This is a genomic window from Shinella zoogloeoides, assembly GCF_033705735.1.
GTDB lineage: Bacteria > Pseudomonadota > Alphaproteobacteria > Rhizobiales > Rhizobiaceae > Shinella > Shinella zoogloeoides_A.
Genome location: NZ_CP131130.1, coordinates 3,243,758 through 3,266,585 on the forward strand (window position 1 = coordinate 3,243,758; position 22,828 = coordinate 3,266,585).

Here is a 22,828-nt window from a genome sequence, read left to right on the forward strand (position 1 = left end):
AGCGAAAACCTGTTAGTGTTTTCGCAATTGCGGAAACCGGGTGAGACGGCGCGGGCATGAGCCCCCGCCGGGAAATGGGATAACGCGCAGATGTACTACCAGCTCTACGAACTCAATCATGCGATGATGGCGCCCTGGCGCGCCGCGGCGGACCAGATGCGCATTGCCTTCCGCAATCCGCTCAACCCGCTCTCCCACACCTATTTCGGCCGCACCATGGCCGCCGGCTTCGAGGTGCTCGAGCGTACCACCCGGCGCTACGGCAAGCCGGCTTTCGGCCTCGATACCACGGTCATCGAGGGCAAGCCCGTCTCCGTGCATGAAAAGGTCGTCTGGCAGCGTCCCTTCTGCAACCTCATCCATTTCGAGCGCTGTCTGCCCGCCGGCCACCGCAAGGATCCGAAGATCCTGATCGTCGCGCCGATGTCGGGCCACTATGCGACGCTGCTGCGCGGCACCGTCGAGGCGATGCTGCCCCATGCGGAAGTGCACATCACCGACTGGATCGACGCGCGCATGGTGCCGCTCTCCGAAGGCACCTTCGATCTCGACGACTATATCGATTACGTCATCCAGATGCTGCATGCGCTGGGGCCGGATACCCATGTCATCGCCGTCTGCCAGCCGGCCGTGCCGGTTCTGGCCGCCGTGGCCGTGATGGAGGCCGAGGACGATCCGCTCTCGCCCGCCACCATGACGCTGATGGGCGGGCCGATCGACACGCGCATCAACCCGACCGCCGTGAACAAGCTCGCCGAGGAAAAGCCGATCGAGTGGTTCCGCGACAATGTCGTCATGCCGGTGCCGTGGCCGCAGCCGGGCTTCATGCGCATGGTCTATCCGGGCTTCCTGCAGCTTTCCGGCTTCATGTCGATGAACCTCGACCGCCATGTCATCGCGCACAAGGAATTTTTCGCCCATCTCGTGAAGAACGACGGCGATGCCGCCGAAAAGCACCGCGACTTCTACGACGAATATCTCGCCGTCATGGACCTGACGGCCGAATTCTACCTGCAGACGGTGGAAACGGTCTTCATGAAGCACGCCCTGCCGAAGGGCGAGATGATGCACCGGACGCGGCCCGTCGACACGACGGCGATCCGCAAGGTGGCGCTGCTCACCGTCGAGGGCGAGAACGACGATATTTCCGGCGTCGGCCAGACCGAGGCGGCGCAGACCATCTGCACCAATATCCCGGATCATATGCGCATGCATTATGTCCAGCCGGATGTCGGTCACTACGGCGTCTTCAACGGCTCGCGCTTCCGCAGGGAGATCGCGCCGCGCATCCTCTCCTTCATTGCCGCGCATGGCCGGGGCGAGAAGGCAAAGCCGGTGCCGCGCGTCATCAAGGGCGGGAAATCCGGCGACGCCGCCTGATTTTCCGGGCTCGTTTCAGGCACTTGCCCGAATCTCCCGGGCATTGCCTTGAACGCCCGGGCCGGTCTGCCCACATCGGAATCACCGGAAGCCGGAGTGGTTTCCGCCGATCGTGAGGAAGATTGCACATGAACCAGTCAGCACTGATTCGTCCGGACTGGACGCCTGCGACCATCGCCCTGATGGTGCTCGGCTTCGTGGTGTTCTGGCCGCTCGGCCTTGCCATGCTTGCCTACATCATCTTCGGCGACCGCCTGAAAAACTTCAAGAAAGACGCCAATGACACCGTGGACGGCATGTTCGCCTCCTGCCGCGGCAAGTTCCGTGGCGGCCGCAACCGTGGCCACGCCTTCCGCAGCGCCACCGGCAACGCCGCCTTCGACGACTGGCGTGACGCCGAGCTCGCCCGCCTCGACGAGGAGCGCCGCAAGCTCGACGAGATGCGCGAGGAGTTCGACGCCTACAGTCGCGAACTGCGACGCGCCAAGGACCAGGAGGAGTTCGACCGCTTCATGCGCGAACGCCGCGCCAGGGGCCAGAGCGACGTCCCGGGCTTCCCGGCTACGTAAAGACGCTTGGGCCAGTCCGCTGCCCATCCTCCAGGTCAAGCCCGACCATGACGACAGGCAAGGGCAGTGAATCGAGCAAAACATCACCGGCGCCGCGTGCGCCGGTTTTTCGTCGAGGCGTTTCAGCCGCCACCGAATCGGCTATGAAGGGCAGCATGTTTCCCTTGGCTCGCAAGCCCCGCAAGGCCCTGAAGGCCCCGCCTCCGCCGGAACGGCGCGAGATCGACGTCAATGGCCGGGCCCTGCCGCTCACCATCAAACGCGACCTGCGCGCCACGCGCCTGACGCTGCGCATCGAGCCCGGCGGGCGCGCCCTGCGCATGACGGTGCCGAACGGTATCGCCGAGCGCGACATCCGCGAGTTCCTCGCCCGCCATCAGGGCTGGCTGATGACGAAGCTGGCTAAATTCCGCTCCAGCAACGAGCTCGAAGACGGTGGCTATGTCATGATCCGCGGCATCGCCCACCGCATCGAGGCGACGGGCAGGCTGCGCGGGCTGACGGAGGCCGTCATCATCGATGACGAGGCCGTGCTGCGCGTCGGCGGCATGGAGGAAAGCATTCCCCGCCGGATCAGCGATTTCCTGAAGAAGGAAGCGCGGCTGGAACTGGACAGGCTCGTCGCCGTCCATGCCGGGCGCATCGGCAAGCGCGTGAAGTCATTGACCCTGCGCGACACCCGCAGCCGCTGGGGCTCCTGCTCGGCCGACGGCGCGCTCAGCTTCTCCTGGCGCATCGCCATGGCCCCGCCCCATGTCATCGATTATCTCGCCGCTCATGAGGTGACCCATCTTCGCGAGATGAACCACAGCCCCGCCTTCTGGTCGCTCTGCGCGCAGCTCTGCCCGGCGACGGAGGAGGCCAAGCGCTGGCTCAAGCGCAACGGCAGCCTGCTGCATGCCGTGGATTTCGGCTAGGCCTCAGCGGCGATCGGCCAGCGCCTCGCGGATTTTCCTGTCGGTCTTGTACTGCCCCAGCGCATAGACCGCCCAGATCGCGGCCGGAAGCCAGCCGATCAGCGTCACCTGCAGGATGAGGCAGATGATGCCGGCAATCGGCCGCCCGATGGTGAAGAACACCAGAAAGGGCAGAAGGATGGCGATGATGAGCCGCATGGTCGTCTCCGGTGTTTGTCTTTCATCCATATGGGCGCGCTGGCCGCCCATGCAAGGGCGCCGGTCCCGGCCCTTTTGCCACCGTCTTTCGGCTCGACTCTTCCGGTGATTCGTGCGACTCCCTCGACCATGACACTCGACATCAAAATCTGCGGGCTGAAGACCGAAGAGGCCGTCGACAGGGCGGTTGCGCTCGGCGCCAGCCATATCGGCTTCATCTTCTTCCCCAAGAGCCCGCGCAACATCGAGCCCGCCGATGCCGGCCGGCTGGCGGAGCGGGCGCGCGGCCGCGCGAAGATCGTCGCCGTCACCGTCAATGCCGACAGCGACACGCTGGACGAGATCGTCGACCAGCTTTCGCCTGATATTCTCCAGCTCCACGGTAATGAAAGCCCGGAGCGGGTACTGACCGTCAAGGCGGTCTATGGCCTGCCGGTGATGAAGGCCTTTTCCGTGCGCGAGGCGGACGATCTCAAGAAGATCGACCCCTATATCGGCATCGCCGACCGCTTCCTCTTCGATGCCAAGCCGCCGGCGGGCTCCGAGCTTCCGGGCGGCAACGGCGTCTCCTTCGACTGGAACCTCATGCATCTGCTTGACGGCGGCGTCGATTACATGCTTTCGGGTGGGCTGAACAAGGATAACCTCGCCGAGGCCATCCGGATGACCGGCGCGCCCGGCATCGACGCGAGTTCCGGCGTCGAGAGCGCGCCCGGCGTCAAGGACCTCGGCCTGATGGAAGCGTTTTTTGAAGCGGCACGACAGGCGGAACGCGAAACCGCCGCCGCAGGGAGAGGCAAGTGAACCAGTCACCCAACCTGAATTCCTACCGCGAGGGTCCGGACGAGGACGGCCGTTTCGGCATCTTTGGCGGGCGCTTCGTCGCCGAGACCCTGATGCCGCTGATCCTCGACCTTCAGGAAGAGTGGAACAAGGCCAAGACTGACCCGGCCTTCCAGGCGGAGCTGAAGGACCTCGGCGCCCACTATATCGGCCGCCCGAGCCCTCTCTATTATGCCGAGCGCCTGACGCAGCATCTCGGCGGCGCGAAGATCTACTTCAAGCGCGAGGAGCTGAACCACACCGGCTCGCACAAGATCAACAATTGCATTGGCCAGATCCTGCTCGCCAAGCGCATGGGCAAGACGCGCATCATCGCGGAGACCGGCGCCGGCCAGCATGGCGTCGCCTCGGCCACCGTCGCCGCGCGCTTCGGCTTCCCCTGCGTCGTCTATATGGGCGCGACGGATGTCGAGCGTCAGGCGCCGAACGTCTTCCGCATGAAGCTGCTTGGCGCGGAAGTGCGTCCCGTCACGGCCGGCCATGGCACGCTGAAGGATGCCATGAACGAGGCGCTGCGTGACTGGGTCACCAATGTCGATGATACCTATTACCTGATCGGCACCGCCGCCGGCCCGCATCCCTATCCGGAACTGGTGCGCGATTTCCAGGCCGTCATCGGGGTGGAAGCGCGCGAGCAGATGCTCGCCGCCGAAGGCCGCCTGCCGGACATGGTCGTCGCCGCCGTCGGCGGCGGCTCCAATGCCATCGGCCTCTTCCATCCCTTCCTCGACGACAAGAACGTCCAGATCGTCGGCGTCGAAGCCGGTGGCAAGGGTCTCGACGGCGAGGAGCACTGCGCCTCGCTGACGGCCGGTTCCCCGGGTGTCCTGCATGGCAACCGCACCTATCTGCTGCAGGATGCCGACGGCCAGATCAAGGAAGGCCATTCCATCTCCGCTGGCCTCGACTATCCCGGCATCGGCCCGGAGCATGCCTGGTTGCACGAGATCGGCCGCGCCGAATACGTTCCGATCATGGACGACGAGGCGCTGGAAGCCTTCCAGCTTCTGACGAAGCTCGAAGGCATCATCCCGGCGCTGGAGCCGAGCCACGCCGTCGCCGAGGTGATCAAGCGCGCGCCGAAGATGGGCAAGGACCAGATCATCCTGATGAACCTCTCCGGCCGCGGCGACAAGGACATCTTCACCGTCGGCAAGATCCTCGGCATGGAGCTCTAAGATGACCGCACGCATGGACAAACGCTTCGCGGATCTCGCGGCCGAAGGTCGCCCGGCCCTCGTCACCTATTTCATGGGCGGCGATCCGGATTATGCGAGCTCGCTGGAGATCATGAAGGCGCTGCCGAAGGCCGGCTCCGACGTCATCGAACTCGGCATGCCCTTCTCCGACCCGATGGCCGACGGCCCGGCGATCCAGCTCGCCGGCCAGCGCGCGCTGAAGGGCGGTCAGACGCTCGCCAAGACGCTGCAGATGGCCCGCGACTTCCGCAAGGAGGACGACGCGACGCCGATCGTGCTGATGGGCTACTACAACCCGATCTATATCTACGGTGTCGAGCGTTTCCTGAACGACGCGCTGGAAGCCGGCATCGACGGCCTCATCGTCGTCGACCTGCCGCCGGAAATGGATGACGAGCTCTGCATCCCGGCGCTCGCCAGGGGCATCAACTTCATCCGCCTCGCGACCCCGACCACGGACGAGAAGCGCCTGCCGGCCGTCCTGAAGAACACGTCGGGCTTCGTCTACTATGTGTCGATGAACGGCATCACCGGCTCGGCCCTGCCCGACCCCTCTCTCATCGGCGGCGCGGTCGGCCGCATCAAGGCGCATACGAAGCTGCCGGTCTGCGTCGGCTTCGGCGTCAAGACGGCCGAGCACGCCCGCGCCATCGGTGCGTCGGCGGATGGCGTCGTCGTCGGTACCGCCATCGTCAACCAGATCGCCTCCAGCCTCACGGCGGAAGGCACGGCAAGCGCCGCCACCGTCGCCGGTGTCGAGACGCTGGTCATGAGCCTCGCGTCGGGCGTGCGTGCATCGCGCCTTGCGGCGGCGGAGTAAAGTTCCCACATGGGAACCATTGTAACGGGAGCTAGACCGTGAACTGGATCACGAATTACGTTCGGCCGAAGATCAACTCGATGCTTGGCCGCCCTGACCGGGATGTACCGGAAAATCTCTGGATCAAGTGCCCGGAAACCGGCGAGATGGTGTTCCACCGCGATCTCGAGGAGAACAAGTGGGTCATCCCGGCATCGGGCTACCACATGAAGATGCCGGCCAAGGCTCGCCTGAAGGACCTCTTCGACGAGGGCGTCTACGAGTCCCTGCAGCAGCCGAAGGTCGCGCAGGACCCGCTGAAGTTCCGCGATTCGAAGAAATACACCGACCGCCTGAAGGACAGCCGCGCCAAGACCGAGCTGGAAGACACGATCCTTGCCGGCGTCGGCAAGGTGCGCGGCGTCAAGCTCGTCGCCGTCGTGCACGAATTCGCCTTCATGGGCGGCTCGCTCGGCATTGCCGCCGGCGAGGCGATCATCAAGGCCTTCGAACGCGCCATCGCGGAAAAGTGCCCGCTCGTCATGTTTCCTGCCTCCGGCGGCGCGCGCATGCAGGAAGGCATCCTCTCGCTGATGCAGCTTCCGCGCACCACGGTCGCCGTGGAGATGCTGAAGGAAGCGGGCCTGCCCTATATCGTCGTGCTCACCAACCCGACGACGGGCGGCGTGACGGCTTCCTACGCCATGCTGGGCGATATCCATCTCGCCGAGCCGGGCGCGGAAATCTGCTTCGCCGGCAAGCGCGTCATCGAGCAGACCATCCGCGAGAAGCTGCCGGAAGGCTTCCAGACCTCGGAATACCTGCTCGACCACGGCATGGTCGACATGGTCGTCAAGCGCCATGACATTCCCGATACGCTCGCCCGCCTTCTGAAAATCCTGATGAAGAAGCCGGCCGCATCCTCGGCCGCGAACGGCGCCCTCGCCATCGCGGCCCAGTGACATGACCGGCGTGGTGGCCAGCGAGGCGGCAGCGGAGATCGAGAAGCTTCTCGGTCTCCATCCCAAGGGGTTCGATCTTTCGCTGGACCGTGTCACGCGGCTTCTCACCGCGCTTGGCAATCCGCACCTGAAGCTGCCGCGGGTCGTCCATGTGGCCGGCACCAACGGCAAGGGCTCGGTCACGGCCTTCTGCCGTTCGATTCTCGAGGCCGAGGGCCTTTCCGTCCACGTCCACACCTCGCCCCATCTCGTCAACTGGCACGAGCGCTATCGCCTTGGCGTCAAGGGCGGGCGTGGCCGCTTCGTCGAAGACGCCGTCCTTGCCGATGCGGTGCGCCGCGTCGCCGAGGCCAATGGCGGCGAGAAGATCACCGTCTTCGAAATCCTGACGGCCGTCACCTTCCTGCTGTTTTCCGAGCACCCAGCGGACGTCGCGATCATCGAGGTCGGCCTCGGCGGCCGCTTCGACGCGACGAACGTCATTCAGCATCCCGCCGTCTCGGTCATCATGCCGATCTCGCTCGACCATCAAGCCTATCTCGGCGACCGCGTCGAGCTGATCGCCGCCGAGAAGGCCGGCATCATGAAGCGCGGCGCGCCCGTCGTCATCGGCTTCCAGAGCGAAGAGGCGGCCCGCGACGTGCTGATCGAGACCGCCGAGCGCCTCGGCTGCCCCTATGCCGTCTACGGCCAGGATTTCATGGCGCATGAGGAATATGGCCGCCTCGTCTACCAGGATGAGTTCGGCCTCGCCGACCTGCCGCTGCCGCGCCTGCCGGGCCGCCACCAATATGCCAATGCCGCCGCCGCCATCCGCGTCGTCAAGGCGGCCGGCTTTGTTGTATCGGAGCATGCCATGGAAATCGGCCTTGCCCGCGTCGAATGGCCGGGCCGCCTCCAGCGGTTGCCGGATGGCGCGCTGCTTCGGCTCGCCCCGCGCGGCAGCGAGATCTGGGTCGACGGCGGCCACAATCCCGGCGCCGGCCAGGTGATTTCCGAGACCATGGCGAATTTCGAGGAGCGCGAGGCGCGCCCGCTCTTCCTCGTCACCGGCATGATCAACACCAAGGATCCGGTCGGTTATTTCGAACCCTTCGGCGGCCTTGCCGAGCGCGTCTTCACGGTGCCGATTCGCGGCTCCGATGCCGGTCTCGACCCGGTGTCGCTCGCCGATGACGCCGCCCGCGCCGGCCTCGACGCCGCGCCGCTCTCGACGGTCGCAGAGGCGCTCGCCGAAATCGCCCGTATCACCGCGGAGGACTCCGTCCCCCCACGCATCCTCATCGGCGGCTCGCTCTATCTCGTCGGCGATGTCCTCGCCGACAACGGCACGCCGCCGGCCTGAAGCAATCCTGCAGAAATGCGTGGCGCCAGGCGTCAGCCAGCGCGGAACGCTCGAAAGGGCCGATAAATGCGGTCCCTCTCCTGCCGCATGGATCCTCGGGTCAAGGCCGAGGATTACGCTCGCCAAAAAATAAGCCCGGCACGAAGGCCGGGCTTGATCTTGTCCAATCGCGGTCCGTTCAGGCGGCGCTGGAAATCCATGAGGAGAGGGCCGTCTTCGGCGCGGCGCCGACCTTGATGTCGGCGACTTCACCGCCCTTGAACAGGGCGAGCGTCGGAATGGAGCGTACGCCGTACTGGGCGGCGAGTTCCGGGTTCTCGTCGATGTTCAGCTTGGCGACCTTCACCTTGCCGGCGAGCTCAGAGGAAATCTCCTCGAGCGCGGGCGCGATCATCTTGCAGGGGCCGCACCATTCGGCCCAGAAATCGACGACGACCGGCTCTGCGGAATTGAGGACTTCGGCCTGGAAATTGGACTGGTCGACTTTGACGGTAGCCATGAGGCTCTCCTTGAATGGTGATCGTTGCATAAGATGTGATGCTGCCTGCCGCCGGTTTCAAGGCCGGCCGGGCGGCGGATCGTCCTTTCCGGTATCTCACTTCGAGGCAAGTTCGGCAAGGCTCGCCTCCATGCGGGCGGCATCCAGCCAATAGGTTTTTGCCGCTTCCGTATAGATCAGCCCGCAGCGGATTTCCCGTCCGGGATAGAGCGGGGCAAGGATCGCGCGGTAGATCGCAAGCTGCGCCCGGTGCTCGAATGGAACCTCGTCCACCGAGCCCGGCGGCACGCGGTTCGTCTTGAAATCGACGATCTCGACCGCGCCGTCCGTCACCGCCATGCGGTCGATGCGCCCCGAAACGGCATAGTCCCGGCTGCCGAGCGCCAGCGCACCCATGATCGAGACTTCCGCCCGCGCCGCGGGCGAAAAGATCGCGGCAAGGCTTTCGTCATCGATGACGGCCAGCGCCGCCGCGATGAGCGAGGCCCGCGCGCTTTCCGGCCAGTTCGCCGCCGCCCGTTCCAGGTAACGCCGCGCCGCCGCCGCGCGCTCCATAGGTTCGAAGGCGGGCAGGACTTGCAGGAAGCGGTGCAGGATGCGCCCGCGCTCCAGTGCGAGTCCGGCCCCGGCCGTGCCGCCCTTCCGGCCGAACAGCGCCGAGGGCACCAGAAGGTCCGCCTTGTCCGTCTCGATCACCGCTGCCGCGCCGGAAGGGCTGAGCGGTCGCGGCAAGGATTTCTGCGGCGGCAGGGGGCGTCCCAGCGCCTCCGGCAACGCCGCCTGCGGCTTCTGCTCGGCTGCCGCCGCGATGACCTCGCCGACCGCCGCCGCCCCGGCTTCTCGCCAGGCGAGGCCCTGCCAGCTTTCGCTCGCGGTCGCGAAAGTGGCCTCCACGCAGCGCGGGTCATCGGCGGAGAGCGCAGCCGCGATCATCGGGTGCCAGGTATCCTTGTTCTCCTGCCGGCCGCGATAGCCGCAGACGACGAGCCGGTCGGCCGCGCGCGTCATCGCGACGTAGAGAAGCCGGCGATATTCCTCCTCCGCCCCCGCCTTGATCCGCTCGGCATCCGCCTCCGTCATGGCGTTGCGGAGGTCCTTCAGCGGCAGCCAGGCCGGCAGGCCGCCGGCAAGGCTCGGTGCCGCAAGGAAGCGAAGCTGCGGCATGTGGCTGTGGCTGAAGGCCTTCGCCCCGCCATCGACGAGGAAGACGACCGGCGCCTCCAGCCCCTTGGCCGCATGCACGGTCATGATACGGATCTCGCCGCGCGCCTTATCCTGCTCGCGCTTGACGGTCGGCGCCTCCAGTTCCAGCGTCGAGACGAAGGCTTGCAGGCCCGGCAGGCCGTTATCCTCCTGCTCCAGCGCGAAGGTCAGGAATTCGTCGATGATCTCGCCCGCCTCCGCCCCGAGTCGGGCGAGGAAGGCCCGCCGCCCGCCGCCTGCACCGAGAATGCGCGCATAGAAATCATGCACGGACTGGCCGCGCGCATCGCGGATGGTGCCCTCAAGTCGGCGAACGACCGCCGCCAGCCTCTCATCCGTCTCCGCCGTGTCGCGAAGCCGCGCCCAGAGCGTCTGCTTTGCGCCGCGCCGGGCGGCAAGCTCGAACAGAGTCTCCTCGTCGAGCCCGAACAGCGGGCTCTTCAAGAGCGCCGCCAGCGAAAGATCGTCCTCCGGCAGCACCGCGAAACGGCCGAGCGCCATCAAGTCCTGCACGGCGATATGCTTCGTCAGCACCAGCCGGTCCGCGCCGGCGACAGGCAGGTTGTGCCGCTGCTTGAGCGTGCGCGTCAGCGCGTTGACGAAGGCGTCGCGCTTGCGCACCAGCACGATCACGTCGCCGGCCTCCATCGGCCGCGCCTTGCCCTTTTCCGTCACGGTCTCGCGGCCGATCCAGCCGGCGAGCGTATCGGCGATGCGCCGGGCGAGCACATTGATCGGCGCTTCCTCGGCGACGGCGTCGAAGGGCGCCGTCCAGTCCTCCTCGTCGAGACCCGGCGGCGCGGCGATCACCTCCCAGATATCGACCGCCCCCGGCTCGCGCCCGCGATTGGAGGCATGCACGATCTCGCCGTCGTCCGGCGTCAGCCCGCGCGCATTGGCGGGGTCGAGAAACACCCGGTCGACGGCCGAAAGCACGTCCCGCGTCGAGCGGAAGGAAAGCAGCAGCCGGATCGGGCTGAACGCCGCCTCCGCAACCTGCGTGCGGCGGGAGACCTCGCGTCCCTCCTCGGCGAACCGTTCCGGTCGCGCCCCCTGGAAGGAATAGATCGACTGCTTCTCGTCCCCCACGGCGAAGATCGTGCGCCCGGCGATCCGCGCCGTTTCGCCGGCGAAGAAATCGTCCGTCAGCGCTTTCACGATCTGCCATTGCCGCGGGCTGGTATCCTGCGCCTCGTCGACGAGGATATGGTCGATGCCCTGGTCGAGCTTGTAATGCACCCAGGCGCTCACCCGCTCACGCGTCAGAAGCGACGCGGTGCGGTCGATCAGGTCGTCGAAATCGAGCAGGCTGCGCGCGCGCTTCAGGTCCTCGTAGTCGCCGATCAGCCGCTCGGCGATGACGAGCGCGGCAAGCGTCGCCTCGTACATGCGTAGCCGTCGCAGCCGGTCGTCGCAGGCGATCACATGGGCCTGCGCGGCCTGCAGCGCCGCTTCGAGATGCGGCACGCTGTCCTTTACCTTCTTGGAGAAGAACGAGCGCTCCAGGCTGCGCGGCGTGCCGGTGCCGGTGAAGAAGAGATCGTGCAGCGCTGAGCGCCGCGCCTCGGCATCCGTCAGCCGCGCGATCCCGCGCAGCCCGGCGGCGGAAGCCTTCACCGTCTCGCTGCCGAGCGCTTCGGCGGCGGCGAGGTAGCTTTCCAGCATCGCGCCCTGCAAGCCGTCGAGCGGCCAGAAGGCGGCGAGGATGTCTTCCGGCGTTTCATCCGGCGTCAGCCCGATTTCCCGGCGAAGCACCGCCTCGACACCGCCGGCCTTCTCGGCGGCTTCGAGGAATTCGCGGATCGGCCCGCGGCTGGCGACGATGTCGGAGATCAGCTTTTCCAGCCCGGTATCGTCGGCGATGTCGAGCACGGTGGCGAAGGCGGCAGCGAGCGCCCGGTCGTCCTCGCTCGCCGTCGCGGTCAGCAGCGTGCGCCGGGCATCCGCCAGGAGCACGGCCGCCGCCCGGTCGTCGAGCACGGAAAAATGTCCGGCGACATTGGCTTCCAGCGGGAACTGGTGCAGCAGCGCCTCGCAGAAGGCATGGATGGTCTGGATCTTCAAGCCGCCCGGCGTTTCGAGCGCGCGGGCGAAGAGCCGCCGCGCCTCGGCGAGCTTGAAGAGGTCCGGCCGCTCGCCCTCGATAGCCGCCACCCGGTCTGAGAGCGCCTCGTCGGAGAGCGTCGCCCATTCCGCCAGTCGCTCGAAGACGCGGTTCGACATTTCCGAGGCCGCAGCCTTTGTATAGGTGAGGCAGAGGATCGCCGATGGCCGGCAGCCGGCGAGCAGCAGGCGGATGACGCGCTGCGTCAGCACATGCGTCTTGCCCGAGCCGGCATTGGCCGAGACCCAGGCCGAGCGGCGCGGATCGGAGGCTATCGCCTGTTTCCGCGTCGTCCAGTCCAGCCAGGCGGCGGGCTCGGTGGAGACGGGCCGGTCTTCCTCAAGCATCCTCGCCCTCCCCGCTGTTTTCGGCGGACGACCATTCGGCGACGCGCGCCAGATGGTCGTATTCCCCGCCATAGTCCCGTTCCTGCTCGGGGATCAGCCGCGAGGCGAAGCCGTAGCGCCCCGCGATCAGCCCCGTCAGCAGCTTCTCCAGCTCCGTCAGCGCTTCCTCGGCAAGGTCGGTTGCCGATTTCGGCGTCGCATTGGCGGATTTCGCATGCTCGTTGTTGACCTGCTCTTCCTTGAACCGTTCGCCGGGTTTGAGGCGCACATAGAGAAGGTTCGCCGGCTCGCGGATACCGGGGCCACGAAACGCCCCGCGCTTGATCGCCGCCGCCTCCAGCGCAAGCTGTGGGTCGAGCAGCGCGCGCGCCACCTTCAGGGAAGGCGTGCTGCCGGTCTTGTAATCGAGAAGATCGGCGCTGCCGTCCGGCAGGATGTCGATGCGGTCGGCAATGCCGGTGAGCCGCACGCCGCTGAGCGCGAGGTCGAGCGAGGCGGGCACTTCCGTCAGGCTTTCCCGCACGCTGCCTGCCCGCTTCAAGTGCCAGTCCACGAAAGCGCGGGCGACGGCGGCAAAGCGCGGTCGCCAGACGGCGTCGATATGCGGCGGCAGGGCGACCGCGTCGAACTCCTCCTTGAGAATCCGGCTTATCAGTGAAAGCGACTCGCCCGTCGTCTCCTCCCGCACGAAGCGGTCGACGATGCGGTGATAGAGCGAGCCGCGCTCGGCCGGGCCGGGATCGAGATTGAACGGCGCGATGGGATCGAGCCGGAGGATATGCTGGGCATAGATCGCGTAGGGATCGCGCCGCAGCCGGCCGATCTGGCTGAAGGAATATTTCTTCGGCTGCAACTCTGCCGGCGGCCGAGGCGCCGGGCGCGGGGCATTCGGCACCGGCGCGCTCCTGTCCACCGCATTCGCCCAGTCGATGAAGCTTTTGCCGCGCGCGCGCAGGTCGCCGGCCAGGGCGGGGCCGCCGACGGCGAGCAGCCGTTGCAGCCAGCGCGAGGCGACGGTGGGGGCGGTGCCGTTGCGCAGCGCCCGCGTCAGGATGAGTTTTGGCGCGCCAGCGGCCATTTGCAGGTCGTGGCCGAGCTGGCCAATGCGCCGCTCCGGTGGCTCCAGCCCGATCTCCACCTTCATGATGCGGGAGAGGAAGGCATCGTTCGCCGCCTGTCCTGGCCAGGTGCCCTCGTTGAGCCCGCCGATCACGACGGTATCGACGCTCTGCAGGCGCGATTCCAGTGCGCCGAAGATGAAGACGCGCGGATGGCGCATGGAGCGCGGCTTGACGCTCTCGCTCGTCGCCAGCGCCTCGATGATATCACACCATTGCGGCCCGTCGGCCTCGATCTGCCCGTCCGTCTCGATGACGCTTTTCAGGAGGTTCGCAAGGCTGTCACCGGCCTCGCCCGACCAGAGCGCGGCAAGGTCGCCGCGCGCGTCCACCACCACCGCCTCCAGCGCCCGCCCGGTCCGCTCCGCCCAGTCGGAGAGCGGCAGCTTCGAGGAAAAGCGCCGCCCTGTCCGGCTTTGCTGTACGAGGAGGCCAGTCAGCGGCTCGACGGCTTCGGCGATCCGGCGCGCAAGGTCACGAGCCAGCGGAAGGGCTTCCGCTGGCAGCGCCGTGCGCCAGAAAGGTGGGTGCCGATCCCCTGCCTGCTGCGCGATGGCGGCCTCCAGCAGCGGTTCCAGTGTGGAAATGTCGATCTCCGCCGTGCCGCCGCGCAGCGCCGTCAGCTCAAGCGCCGTCACGGCCGCGCGCATCTCGACTTCGGCGAGGCCGAAGCGGGCGAGGGGGTGTTTCAGGAGGGCGACCAGCGGCACCGGATCGCCGGGCCGTAGCGCCGCCTCCGTGAGGAGGCGCAGCAAGGTGCCCTGCGGCGTGGAGAGCAGCGGCGTGCCGGCCGAATCGTCCGCCTCGATGCCGAAGCGGGCGAGTTCCGCAGCGACGCGCCGGCCGAGCTTGCGGTCCGGCGTGATCAGCGCCGCCTGCGTCTCCTCGCTATCCTCCAGCGCGAGCCGCAGCGCGATGGCGATGGCCAGCGCTTCCTCGCGTTCGTTCGCGGCTTCCACGAGCGACACGTCGCGGAACGCTTCCGCCATCCGGCCGGCATCGAGCGTGCCGCGGACCTCGCCCCAGCCGGCCGTCGCCTGCGTCGGCAGGAAGGCGCTGGAGAGGATTTTCGTGCGGTATTCCAGCGTCTCGGCTGGCGTGCCCAGCGTTTCCACGTCGGCGCGCGTGCAGCCCATGCGGGTGAGCAGCCGGTGGAGGCCGTATTGCGGATGGCTGCGGGAGGCGGCATCCGGCTTCTGCGCACCGTCCTGCCGGCCGACCAGCATCCATTCCGTGTCCGACATGAAGCGGTCGAGCCCCGGCAGGATGACGACGCCGTTCGGTAGCTCTGCGACGGCGGCGATCAGCCCGGCCGTCGCCGGAATGGAGCCTGTCGAGCCGGCGATGATGACAGGGCCGCTGGGCGGCGAATGGCGATAGCGTTCCGTCTCGGCGTGAAGCGTCGCATTGCGCCGGAGCGATGGAGAGGAGCGGTTCAGCTCCGTCAGCCGCGCTGGCCAGAAGTCGCTGGCGATCTTCAGGAATTCGGCGGTGAGCTGCCACCAGAGCGCATGGTTGGAAGTGTCGAGATTCTCCAGCGCCGACCAGTCGAGCTCCTCCGTCTCCATCGCGTCGATGATCTCGGCGAGGTTACGGGCAAGCCACACGGCATCCGCCGGGCTGGCGGGGGCGACGAGCGGGCTGTCGGCATGGACGGACGTGACGGCGGCCGGCAGCCGGTTGCGCCAGGCGAGGACGAGGCGGGCGAGTTCGAGAAGCCGTGTCGGGCCGGAAAGCGGCTCTGCCATGTCGAGAAGGGCGGGGGCCACCTCGTCGAAGAAGCCGCTGTCGTCGTCCGTCTCGCCGAGCGCCCGGATGGTGGGCAGGATGGCCGAGCGCCCACCGAAGAGATCGACGAATTCCGAGCGGATGACGCGGGCAGAGCGTCGGGTCGGCACATAGATGGTGACGTCGGCCAGCGCCAGCGGATCGGCGGGATCGTAGGTGAAGCCGGGAACGAGCCGCCCGTCGACAAGGCTTTGCGCGACCGTCTTCAGGAAGGGCAGGCTCGCCGGGATCGAATAGATGCGGCCGCCACCGCGCCTCGTCATGATTGCCTCCGGTTAGGAAGACCTGTGGCTGCGGCCCTCACGCCGCTGCCTCGCGGAAGGCGCCGATCACGGCCTCCGCCGCGCCGATGGCCTCGGGCGTGCCGACAGTGATCCAATGGCCTTCGAGCATGATGCCGCGCAGCCGGCCCGCTTCGATGGCGCGGTCGAAATAGATGTTGAGGTTGAAGGCGTCGTCCGGCGCATCGTCGAGCAGCGCCGGCATCAGCGCGAGCGCGCCGGCATAGACGACGGGCGTGCCGCTGCCTTCCCGGTAGCGGGTGAGGCGGCCTTCCGTATCGAGCGAAAAGTCCTTCTTGCCGTTGTGCCCGGTCGTGTCTTCCAGCTTCACGCAGAGCATGAAGATGTCCATGGTCTCGGGATCGAAGCTGTCCGCGAGCCGCTGGAGATTGGTCTTCTGGCCGGGTTTTTCGCCGATCCAGAAGAGATCGGCGTTCATGACGAGCACGGGTTCGCGGCCGAGCAGCTTCAGCCCCTTCGCAAGCCCGCCGCCGGAATTCATCAGCCGGTCCGTTTCGTCGGAAAGGACGATCTCTGGCACCGTCCGACTGGCGAGATGCGCCGTCATCTGGTCGGCGAAGTGGTGCACGTTGACAACCGCGCGCTTCACGCCCGCTTCGGCCAGCGCATCCAGCCCGTAGTCGATCATCGGCTTGCCGGCGATCGGCACCAGCGGTTTCGGCATGGTGTCGGTGACGGGGCGCAGGCGCGTTCCAAGGCCGGCGGCCAGCACCATGGCGTCTTCGATCTTCATCGGGGCACTCGCGCTATGATTCGGTCGCGAGGATTCCAGCCTTTTCGCACCAGACGCGCAAGGGGGCGAGGTCGGGATGGGAAAGCGCCTGCGTCAGATAACGGAAGGTGCGCGGCATGTGGCGCATATAGGCGGGCTTGCCGTCGCGCTGCATCAGCCGCACCCAGATGCCGACCAGCTTGCAATTGCGCTGCGCCGCCATGACGTGCCAGTCGCGTGAGAAACGCTGCCGGTCGAAGCCGCCCTGTTCCTCGCGCAGAAAGAGGTAGCGCGCCAGCATGCCGTCCGCGAGGTCATCGGGAATATCGACGCGGGCATCCTGCACCAGCGAGGCGACATCATAGGCCGAGGGGCCGATCATCGCATCCTGGAAATCGATGATGCCGACCCGGTCGATGCCTGCGGCCTCCGGCCGCCAGATGATGTTCGGCGAATGGAAGTCGCGCAGCAGGAGATTGTGCTCGGCGGCCGAAAGGCTGGCGATCAGCCCGTCCCAGATGGCGATGTACTCTTGGCGCTCATCCTCGCTCGCCGGCGTGCCCCGTTTCCAGGGCAGGTACCAGTCGGTGAGGAGGCTCACCTCGATCTGCATGGCGTCCCGGTCGAAATCCGGCACGGTATGGACGATGCCATCCGCAACCGGCAGATCGCGCGCAAAAGCTTGCCCGTGCATATGCGCGAGGCAGGCGGTGCTCTCCAGATAGCGCTCCGCGATCGGCGCGCCCTCCGCATCGAGAACGCCCTCGCTGCCGAGATCCTCGATCAGGAGGATGCCCTGTTCGATATCCGTCTCGTAGATGGCGGGCGCGCGAAGGCCGCAGGAAACGAGGTAACGGTCGACTGCGATGAACGGCTTCACGTCCTCGGCGATATGGGCGATCTGCTGGTAATATTTGCCATGGGCGAGGATCGGGCCGGGCGTGTGGCGCGGCGCGTCCATCAGCACATAGCGCGCGCCGCCGGAGGTGACATGCTCATAGGCGCGCACGGAGGCATCGCCCGTCAGGTGCCGGCGGGTGGCATCCCGGTAGCCGGCTTCGTCGAGGAAGGCGCGGATGGCGAGGGACCGCTCGATGCGGGCAAGCGCCGGTGCCGGGCCATCGATGACGACGCGCCGGCCCTCGCCTTCATGCGTGAAGGTCAGGGTGATGCCGTCGGCGGGCAGGGCGCCTTCGCCCTTTTCCGGCCATTCGACGAGGCAGATGCCGTCGGCAAGTGCCTCGTCGAAGCCGAGTTCGTCGATCTCGGCGGCATCCGCGATGCGATAGAGGTCGAAATGGGCGACGGGAAGCCTGAGATCGTAGCTCTGCACCAGCGTGAAGGTCGGGCTCGGCACTTCGAGGAAGGCATCATCCGCGATGGCGCGGATCACCGCGCGCGAGAAGGTCGACTTGCCGGCGCCGAGATCGCCGGAGAGCGCGACATAGTCGCCGCGCTTCAACGCAATCGCCATGTCCTCGCCGAAGCGGATGGTCGCGGCTTCGTCGGCAAGGACGATGTCGAGCGCCATGCGCCTATTCCGCTGCCGCGAACGAGGTCATCGTCGCCGAGGGAATGCGCACGGTGACGTCCGTGCCGCGGCCCTCGTGGCTGTCGATCTTGACGGTGCCGTGATGCAGGCTGACGAAGCTCTCCACGATGGAAAGGCCGAGGCCCGCCCCGCCGTGGCGACCGTGGCTTTCGAAGCGGTTGAACACGGTCTTCAGCACGTCCTGCGGAATGCCCGGCCCCCGGTCGGAGACCATGAAGACGAGGTCGCTGCCTTCGCGCCAGCAGCGGAAGCCGATGGCGCTGCCGGCCGGCGCGAAATTCGCGGCATTGCCGAGCAGCTTGATGAGGATCTGCTTGAGCCGCTGCTGGTCGGCGACGATGGTGCCGAGATTGTCGGGCGCGGTGATCTCCAGCGTCACCTGCGCGTCGTGCAGCCGATCGGCGAACTGCATCGACACATCGTCGATGAGGTCCGTCAGGTTGATCTCGGTATAGTCGAGCTCCATGATGCCGGCATCGACGGTCGCAAGGTCGAGGATGTCGTTGACGATGGTCAGCAGCACCGCCGAGGAGGTCGCGATATGGTCGACATATTCGGCCTGCCGGTCGTTGAGGTCGCCCATGGTCGGCGTCTTCAGGAGGTCGGCGAAGCCGATGATATTGGTCAGCGGCGAGCGCAGCTCGTAGGAGACGTGCTGCACGAAATCGTTCTTCAGCGCGTCGGCCTTGCGCAGCGCCTCGTTCTTCTCGGTCAGCGCCCGGCTGACGCGCACACTGTCGGTGACGTTGACGAAGGTCAGCATCGTCTGGGCGTTGGAGAGCGGAATGACCGCGAAGTCGAGAATGAGCCCGGTGCGCAGCTCCAGCACGCCCTGGCAGGAGGGTCGCTCGTCGTCGAAGCTGGTGATGATGTGCGCGAAGCGCTTCCAGCCGTCCGGCTTGTCGTAGGAGGGCGCGCAGGCCTGCTCGATGGCGCGGATATGGGTGCCGGATTTCGCCTCGGCCTCGCTGATGCCCCACAGCGCCCGGAAGGCCGGGTTGGAGAGGCGGATGCGCCCGTCCGGGCTGAACACCGCGACGCCTTCGGCGAGGTGATCGATCGTCTCGTCCTGCACCTGCACCAGCGTGTTGTAGCGCGTCTCGAGATCGACCTTTTCCGTCAGGTTCTCGAAGACCCAGGTGGCGCCGCCCTGCGGGCGGGCGGTGGCGAAGACGCGCAGCGTCTGGCCGTTCGGCAGGTGCCAGAGGTCGGTCTGCGTATCGATGGCGCGATAGACGGAAAGCGCGGTTTCCTTCCACTGTTTCCAGTTGAGCTGTTCCGGCAGCTTGCCGGCGGCGCGCAGGCGATCGAGCAGCTCGCCGTTGCCGGGCTTGCCTTCGAGGAAGGCCGTGTCGACCTCCCACATGGTCTGGAAGGCCTGGTTGTAGAATTGCAGGCGCTGGTCGCCGTCGAAGATCGCGACGGGCGTCGCGAGATGATCGAGCGTTTCGGCGTGGCTCTTCAGCGTGCGCGCCAGTTCCTCGCGCACCGCCTCGACATCGGAGACGTTGACGGCGATGCCGGCGGAGCCCGTCGCGCTGCGGGCGTCCACCACGTCGAAGAAGCTGCGGTTGCCGTGCACGACGGTCGAGACCTTGTCGCGGAACGGTGTGTCATAGGTGCTGGTGGCGCGGATCTTTTCGCGCGCGATGGTCGGCAGCAGTTCGCGGCCCTCGGTGACGGCACCGGCCGCGTCCCTCGCCTCGACGGCCTCGGCATAGGCTTCGTTCACCCAGGCGAGCGAGCCGTCCGCGGCGCGCTGCCAGACGGGCAGGTCGATCTGGTCGAGCAGGCCCTGCAGGGTCGTCAGCGCGGCGACCAGCCGGTCGCGCTCCAGCTTCAGTTCGGCGGCTTCCGCACGCAGATTGTTGAGTGCCACGAAGCGCACGAAGGCCTGCCCGCCGGAAACGCGGCCCTGCGCTTCCAGCACTTCCTCGCGGGTCGTTTCCACGACGAGGTCGAAGCTCTGGGCCTGCGAGCGCAGTTTTTCGACGGCGCGCTCGATCTCGCTGGCGGAGGCCGGCTTCAGCCAGCGGCCGAAGGCGAGGAAATCGCGGTCGGCCTGCGGCGCGCCGGTTTCCGGCGGCAACTGGCCCAGGAATTCCGGCTTGCCGGAAAGGCCGTCCCACATGACGATGCGGCGGTTCTTGTCGCCGATCAGCGCCTGGAGGCGGGAAACGGTGTGGCGTGCGTCGGAAAGATGCGCGCGAAGCTCGCGGTGCTCGGCCTCCATGCGGCCGCGCTGGCGGATCATCCAGAGCGCCGAGATCATTGCCGCCGACAGGACGCCGAGCATCATGGATCCGGTGACGATTTCCGTGGTGGCGAGATGGTCGGCGGCATGCGCCGGGCCGGCAAGGGCAAGCGACGCCAGCGCCGAGCCGGCCGCAAGGATGCGCCTGCCGCGGCCCGTCAACCAGCCGTTAACCATATTTGCATTTTGCGGCGCAAGCCTATGCGCCATATCCCGCCCCGGCAGGCTGAAAGCCTGCCCGGAACGGCCTCGTGTCTGTTCCGCCATCATCCCCGGTATGTCTCCGTCCGTTTGCCGCCTGATCGACAAGACATCCCAATCCGGCGCGCAAGGTCCGCATCTCCACGCCGAATCAACGCTTTAACGATACTTGTTTCACGAATCGTCGGGAAGGGACGGGGACAAAAAAGAGGCGGCGCGCCTTGTCAAGCGCGCCGCCTCTAGATGTTGTGGATAATCCGGGTAAGGATCAGTACCTGTAGTGCTCGGCCTTGAACGGACCCTGCGGCGTCACGCCGATATAGCCGGCCTGCTCCTCGGAGAGTTCCGTGAGGCGGGCGCCGAGCTTGGCGAGATGCAGGCGCGCGACCTTCTCGTCGAGCTGCTTGGGCAGGATGTAGACTTCGTTCTGGTAGTTCTCGCCCTTGGTGTAGAGCTCGATCTGGGCCAGCACCTGGTTCGAGAACGAGGCGGACATGACGAAGGACGGGTGGCCGGTCGCGTTGCCGAGATTGAGCAGGCGGCCTTCCGAGAGCAGGATCATGCGGTTGCCCTTCGGGAACTCGATCATGTCGACCTGCGGCTTGATGTTCGTCCACTTGAAATTGCGGAGCGCGGCGACCTGGATCTCGTTGTCGAAGTGGCCGATATTGCCGACGATCGCCATGTCCTTCATCTCGCGCATGTGCTCGATGCGGATGACGTCCTTGTTGCCGGTCGTGGTGATGAAGATGTCGGCGGAGGACACGACGTCCTCGAGCTGTACGACTTCAAAACCGTCCATGGCGGCCTGCAGGGCGCAGATCGGGTCGATTTCCGTGACTTTGACGCGGGCGCCGGCGCCGCGCAGCGATGCGGCAGAACCCTTGCCGACGTCGCCGTAGCCGCAGACGACGGCGACCTTGCCGGCCATCATCACGTCGGTGCCGCGGCGGATGCCGTCGACCAGCGATTCCTTGCAGCCGTACTTGTTGTCGAACTTCGACTTGGTGACCGAGTCGTTGACGTTGATCGCCGGGAAGGGCAGCAGGCCCTTCTGCTGGAGCTGGTAGAGACGGTTGACGCCGGTGGTCGTCTCTTCCGTCACGCCCTTGATCGCGTCGCGCTGCTTGGTGAACCAGCCCGGGGAGGCGGCAAGGCGCTGCTTGATCTGCGCGAAGAGGATTTCCTCTTCTTCCGAACCGGGATTGACCAGCACGTTCTCGCCGGCTTCGGCGCGGGCGCCGAGCAGGATGTACATGGTGGCGTCGCCGCCGTCGTCGAGGATCATGTTGGAGAGGCCGCCGTCGGCCCACTGGAAGATCTTGTCCGTATACTGCCAGTATTCAGTAAGGCTCTCGCCCTTGACGGCATAGACCGGGATGCCGGCGGCCGCGATGGCGGCGGCGGCGTGGTCCTGCGTGGAGAAGATGTTGCACGAGGCCCAGCGGACGTCGGCGCCGAGCGCGACCAGCGTCTCGATGAGGACAGCGGTCTGGATGGTCATGTGCAGCGAGCCGGTAATGCGTGCGCCCTTGAGCGGCTTGGAGGCGCCGAACTCTTCGCGGCAGGCCATCAGGCCCGGCATTTCCGTCTCGGCGATCTGAATTTCCTTGCGGCCGAAATCGGCGAGCCCGATATCGGCGACGTGGTAGTCCTGCGTGGTGGTCATCAAAAATCTCCAGTCGTGATGGCGCTTCCTATCAGGAAACGGCGACTGGAGCAACCGGACATAAAGAAGTCTTTATATCCTTATGTCTGCGCGTGGTTTACATTTCCTCGCCGAAGCGGTCGGCAATCAGCGCGTCCAGCGCGTCGAGCACCTCGCGCGCCTGGCTGCCCGTCGCGGTGACGAGCACGCTGCAGCCGGGGCTGGCGGCCAGCATCATCAGGCCCATGATCGAGGTGCCACCCACCGTCATGCCGTCCTTGGAGACGGTCACTTCCGCGTCGTAGCCGTCGACGGTCTGGACGAACTTGGCCGAGGCGCGGGCGTGCAGGCCGCGCTTGTTGATGATGAGAAGCTCTTTCGAGGCGGTCATGGGCGGCAGGGAACCTTACTTGCCGCTGAGGACGCGGCTTGCCACGTTGATATATTTGCGGCCGGCTTCCGACGCGTCGATCAGCGCCTTTTCCATGTTGTTCTCGCCGCGGATGCCGGCGAGCTTGATCAGCATGGGCAGGTTGACGCCGGCGATCACCTCGATGCCCTCGCCGGTCATCACGGAGATCGCGAGGTTCGACGGGGTGCCGCCGAACATGTCGGTGAGGATGATCACGCCATGGCCCTGGTCGGCCCGGTTGACGGCCTCCAGGATATCCTGGCGGCGCTGGTCCATGTCGTCCTCGGGGCCGATGCAGACCGTCTCGATGGCCTTTTGCGGACCGACAACATGTTCAAGGGCGTGACGGAATTCCTCCGCCAGCTTGCCATGGGTGACAAGCACCAGTCCGATCATCAGCAGTCGCTCCAGTTTCCCGACACAAACGGACGGCCCATTACCGCAATGCAACAATTCCGTCCACCGTTGGGGTGGCC

General features: G+C 66.5%; 18 protein-coding genes. 8 read left to right on the plus strand and 10 right to left on the minus strand.

Annotated features, from left to right (window positions below; all coding sequences use genetic code 11):
• The first annotated feature begins 90 nt into the window (after window positions 1–90).
• The 3 genes from phaZ (at window position 91) to ShzoTeo12_RS16030 (ending at window position 2,866) form a co-directional block, all read left to right on the plus strand.
• Window positions 91–1,380, plus strand: a complete 1,290-nt coding sequence (gene phaZ, locus ShzoTeo12_RS16020) for a polyhydroxyalkanoate depolymerase (protein WP_318910383.1) — start codon at window positions 91–93, stop codon at window positions 1,378–1,380.
• A gap of 128 nt (window positions 1,381–1,508) precedes the next feature.
• Window positions 1,509–1,949 (plus strand): DUF2852 domain-containing protein, encoded by a 441-nt coding sequence (locus ShzoTeo12_RS16025; RefSeq protein ID WP_119257965.1) that lies wholly within the window; start codon window positions 1,509–1,511, stop codon window positions 1,947–1,949.
• Between the two features lie 155 nt (window positions 1,950–2,104).
• On the plus strand, window positions 2,105–2,866 hold the full coding sequence (locus ShzoTeo12_RS16030) for a SprT family zinc-dependent metalloprotease (protein WP_318910385.1): 762 nt from the start codon (window positions 2,105–2,107) through the stop codon (window positions 2,864–2,866).
• Between the two features lie 3 nt (window positions 2,867–2,869).
• Here ShzoTeo12_RS16030 and ShzoTeo12_RS16035 read toward each other — a convergent pair whose 3' ends face one another.
• Window positions 2,870–3,064, minus strand: a complete 195-nt coding sequence (locus ShzoTeo12_RS16035; protein WP_313195296.1) for a YqaE/Pmp3 family membrane protein — start codon at window positions 3,062–3,064, stop codon at window positions 2,870–2,872.
• Window positions 3,065–3,193: 129 nt separating this feature from the next.
• Between ShzoTeo12_RS16035 and ShzoTeo12_RS16040 the strand changes: the two genes are divergently transcribed.
• Genes ShzoTeo12_RS16040 through ShzoTeo12_RS16060 form a run of 5 tightly spaced genes read left to right on the plus strand, consistent with a single transcriptional unit; the run spans window position 3,194 to window position 8,212 of the window.
• A complete protein-coding gene (locus tag ShzoTeo12_RS16040) occupies window positions 3,194–3,868 on the plus strand; it encodes a phosphoribosylanthranilate isomerase (RefSeq protein ID WP_119258023.1) in 675 nt (224 codons plus the stop codon).
• Entirely contained in the window at window positions 3,865–5,085 is a 1,221-nt protein-coding gene (gene trpB, locus ShzoTeo12_RS16045) for a tryptophan synthase subunit beta (RefSeq protein ID WP_119257968.1), read from the plus strand. The genes ShzoTeo12_RS16040 and trpB overlap by 4 nt, the downstream gene beginning before the upstream one ends.
• Window position 5,086: 1 nt before the next feature.
• The gene (trpA, locus tag ShzoTeo12_RS16050) at window positions 5,087–5,926 is read left to right on the plus strand and encodes a tryptophan synthase subunit alpha (protein WP_313195293.1); all 840 of its coding nucleotides are present in this window, start codon (window positions 5,087–5,089) and stop codon (window positions 5,924–5,926) included.
• A 38-nt stretch (window positions 5,927–5,964) separates the two neighbouring features.
• Entirely contained in the window at window positions 5,965–6,867 is a 903-nt protein-coding gene (gene accD, locus ShzoTeo12_RS16055; protein WP_119257970.1) for an acetyl-CoA carboxylase, carboxyltransferase subunit beta, read from the plus strand.
• 1 nt (window position 6,868) lies between these two features.
• On the plus strand, window positions 6,869–8,212 hold the full coding sequence (locus ShzoTeo12_RS16060) for a folylpolyglutamate synthase/dihydrofolate synthase family protein (RefSeq protein ID WP_318910390.1): 1,344 nt from the start codon (window positions 6,869–6,871) through the stop codon (window positions 8,210–8,212).
• A 178-nt stretch (window positions 8,213–8,390) separates the two neighbouring features.
• On the opposite strand, the gene trxA is transcribed toward ShzoTeo12_RS16060, so the two are convergent.
• The 9 genes from trxA to ShzoTeo12_RS16105 all read right to left on the minus strand — a co-directional run bounded on the left by trxA (window position 8,391) and on the right by ShzoTeo12_RS16105 (window position 22,748).
• The gene (trxA, locus tag ShzoTeo12_RS16065; RefSeq protein WP_119257972.1) at window positions 8,391–8,711 is read right to left on the minus strand and encodes a thioredoxin; all 321 of its coding nucleotides are present in this window, start codon (window positions 8,709–8,711) and stop codon (window positions 8,391–8,393) included.
• 96 nt (window positions 8,712–8,807) lie between these two features.
• Window positions 8,808–12,365 (minus strand): double-strand break repair helicase AddA, encoded by a 3,558-nt coding sequence (gene addA, locus ShzoTeo12_RS16070; RefSeq protein WP_318910391.1) that lies wholly within the window; start codon window positions 12,363–12,365, stop codon window positions 8,808–8,810.
• A complete protein-coding gene (addB, locus tag ShzoTeo12_RS16075) occupies window positions 12,358–15,534 on the minus strand; it encodes a double-strand break repair protein AddB (protein WP_318910392.1) in 3,177 nt (1,058 codons plus the stop codon). The genes addA and addB overlap by 8 nt, the downstream gene beginning before the upstream one ends.
• A 37-nt stretch (window positions 15,535–15,571) precedes the next feature.
• Entirely contained in the window at window positions 15,572–16,306 is a 735-nt protein-coding gene (locus tag ShzoTeo12_RS16080; RefSeq protein WP_318910394.1) for a nucleotidyltransferase family protein, read from the minus strand.
• Window positions 16,307–16,319: 13 nt separating this feature from the next.
• A complete protein-coding gene (gene tsaE, locus ShzoTeo12_RS16085; RefSeq protein ID WP_318910395.1) occupies window positions 16,320–17,816 on the minus strand; it encodes a tRNA (adenosine(37)-N6)-threonylcarbamoyltransferase complex ATPase subunit type 1 TsaE in 1,497 nt (498 codons plus the stop codon).
• A 4-nt stretch (window positions 17,817–17,820) separates the two neighbouring features.
• On the minus strand, window positions 17,821–20,268 hold the full coding sequence (locus ShzoTeo12_RS16090) for an ATP-binding protein (protein ID WP_318910396.1): 2,448 nt from the start codon (window positions 20,266–20,268) through the stop codon (window positions 17,821–17,823).
• A 292-nt stretch (window positions 20,269–20,560) separates the two neighbouring features.
• Window positions 20,561–21,961 (minus strand): adenosylhomocysteinase, encoded by a 1,401-nt coding sequence (ahcY, locus tag ShzoTeo12_RS16095; protein ID WP_119257977.1) that lies wholly within the window; start codon window positions 21,959–21,961, stop codon window positions 20,561–20,563.
• A gap of 97 nt (window positions 21,962–22,058) precedes the next feature.
• Complete coding sequence (locus ShzoTeo12_RS16100; protein ID WP_318910397.1) at window positions 22,059–22,331, minus strand: HPr family phosphocarrier protein; 273 nt, start codon at window positions 22,329–22,331, stop codon at window positions 22,059–22,061.
• 15 nt (window positions 22,332–22,346) lie between these two features.
• Complete coding sequence (locus tag ShzoTeo12_RS16105; protein ID WP_119257979.1) at window positions 22,347–22,748, minus strand: PTS sugar transporter subunit IIA; 402 nt, start codon at window positions 22,746–22,748, stop codon at window positions 22,347–22,349.
• Window positions 22,749–22,828 lie beyond the last annotated feature (80 nt).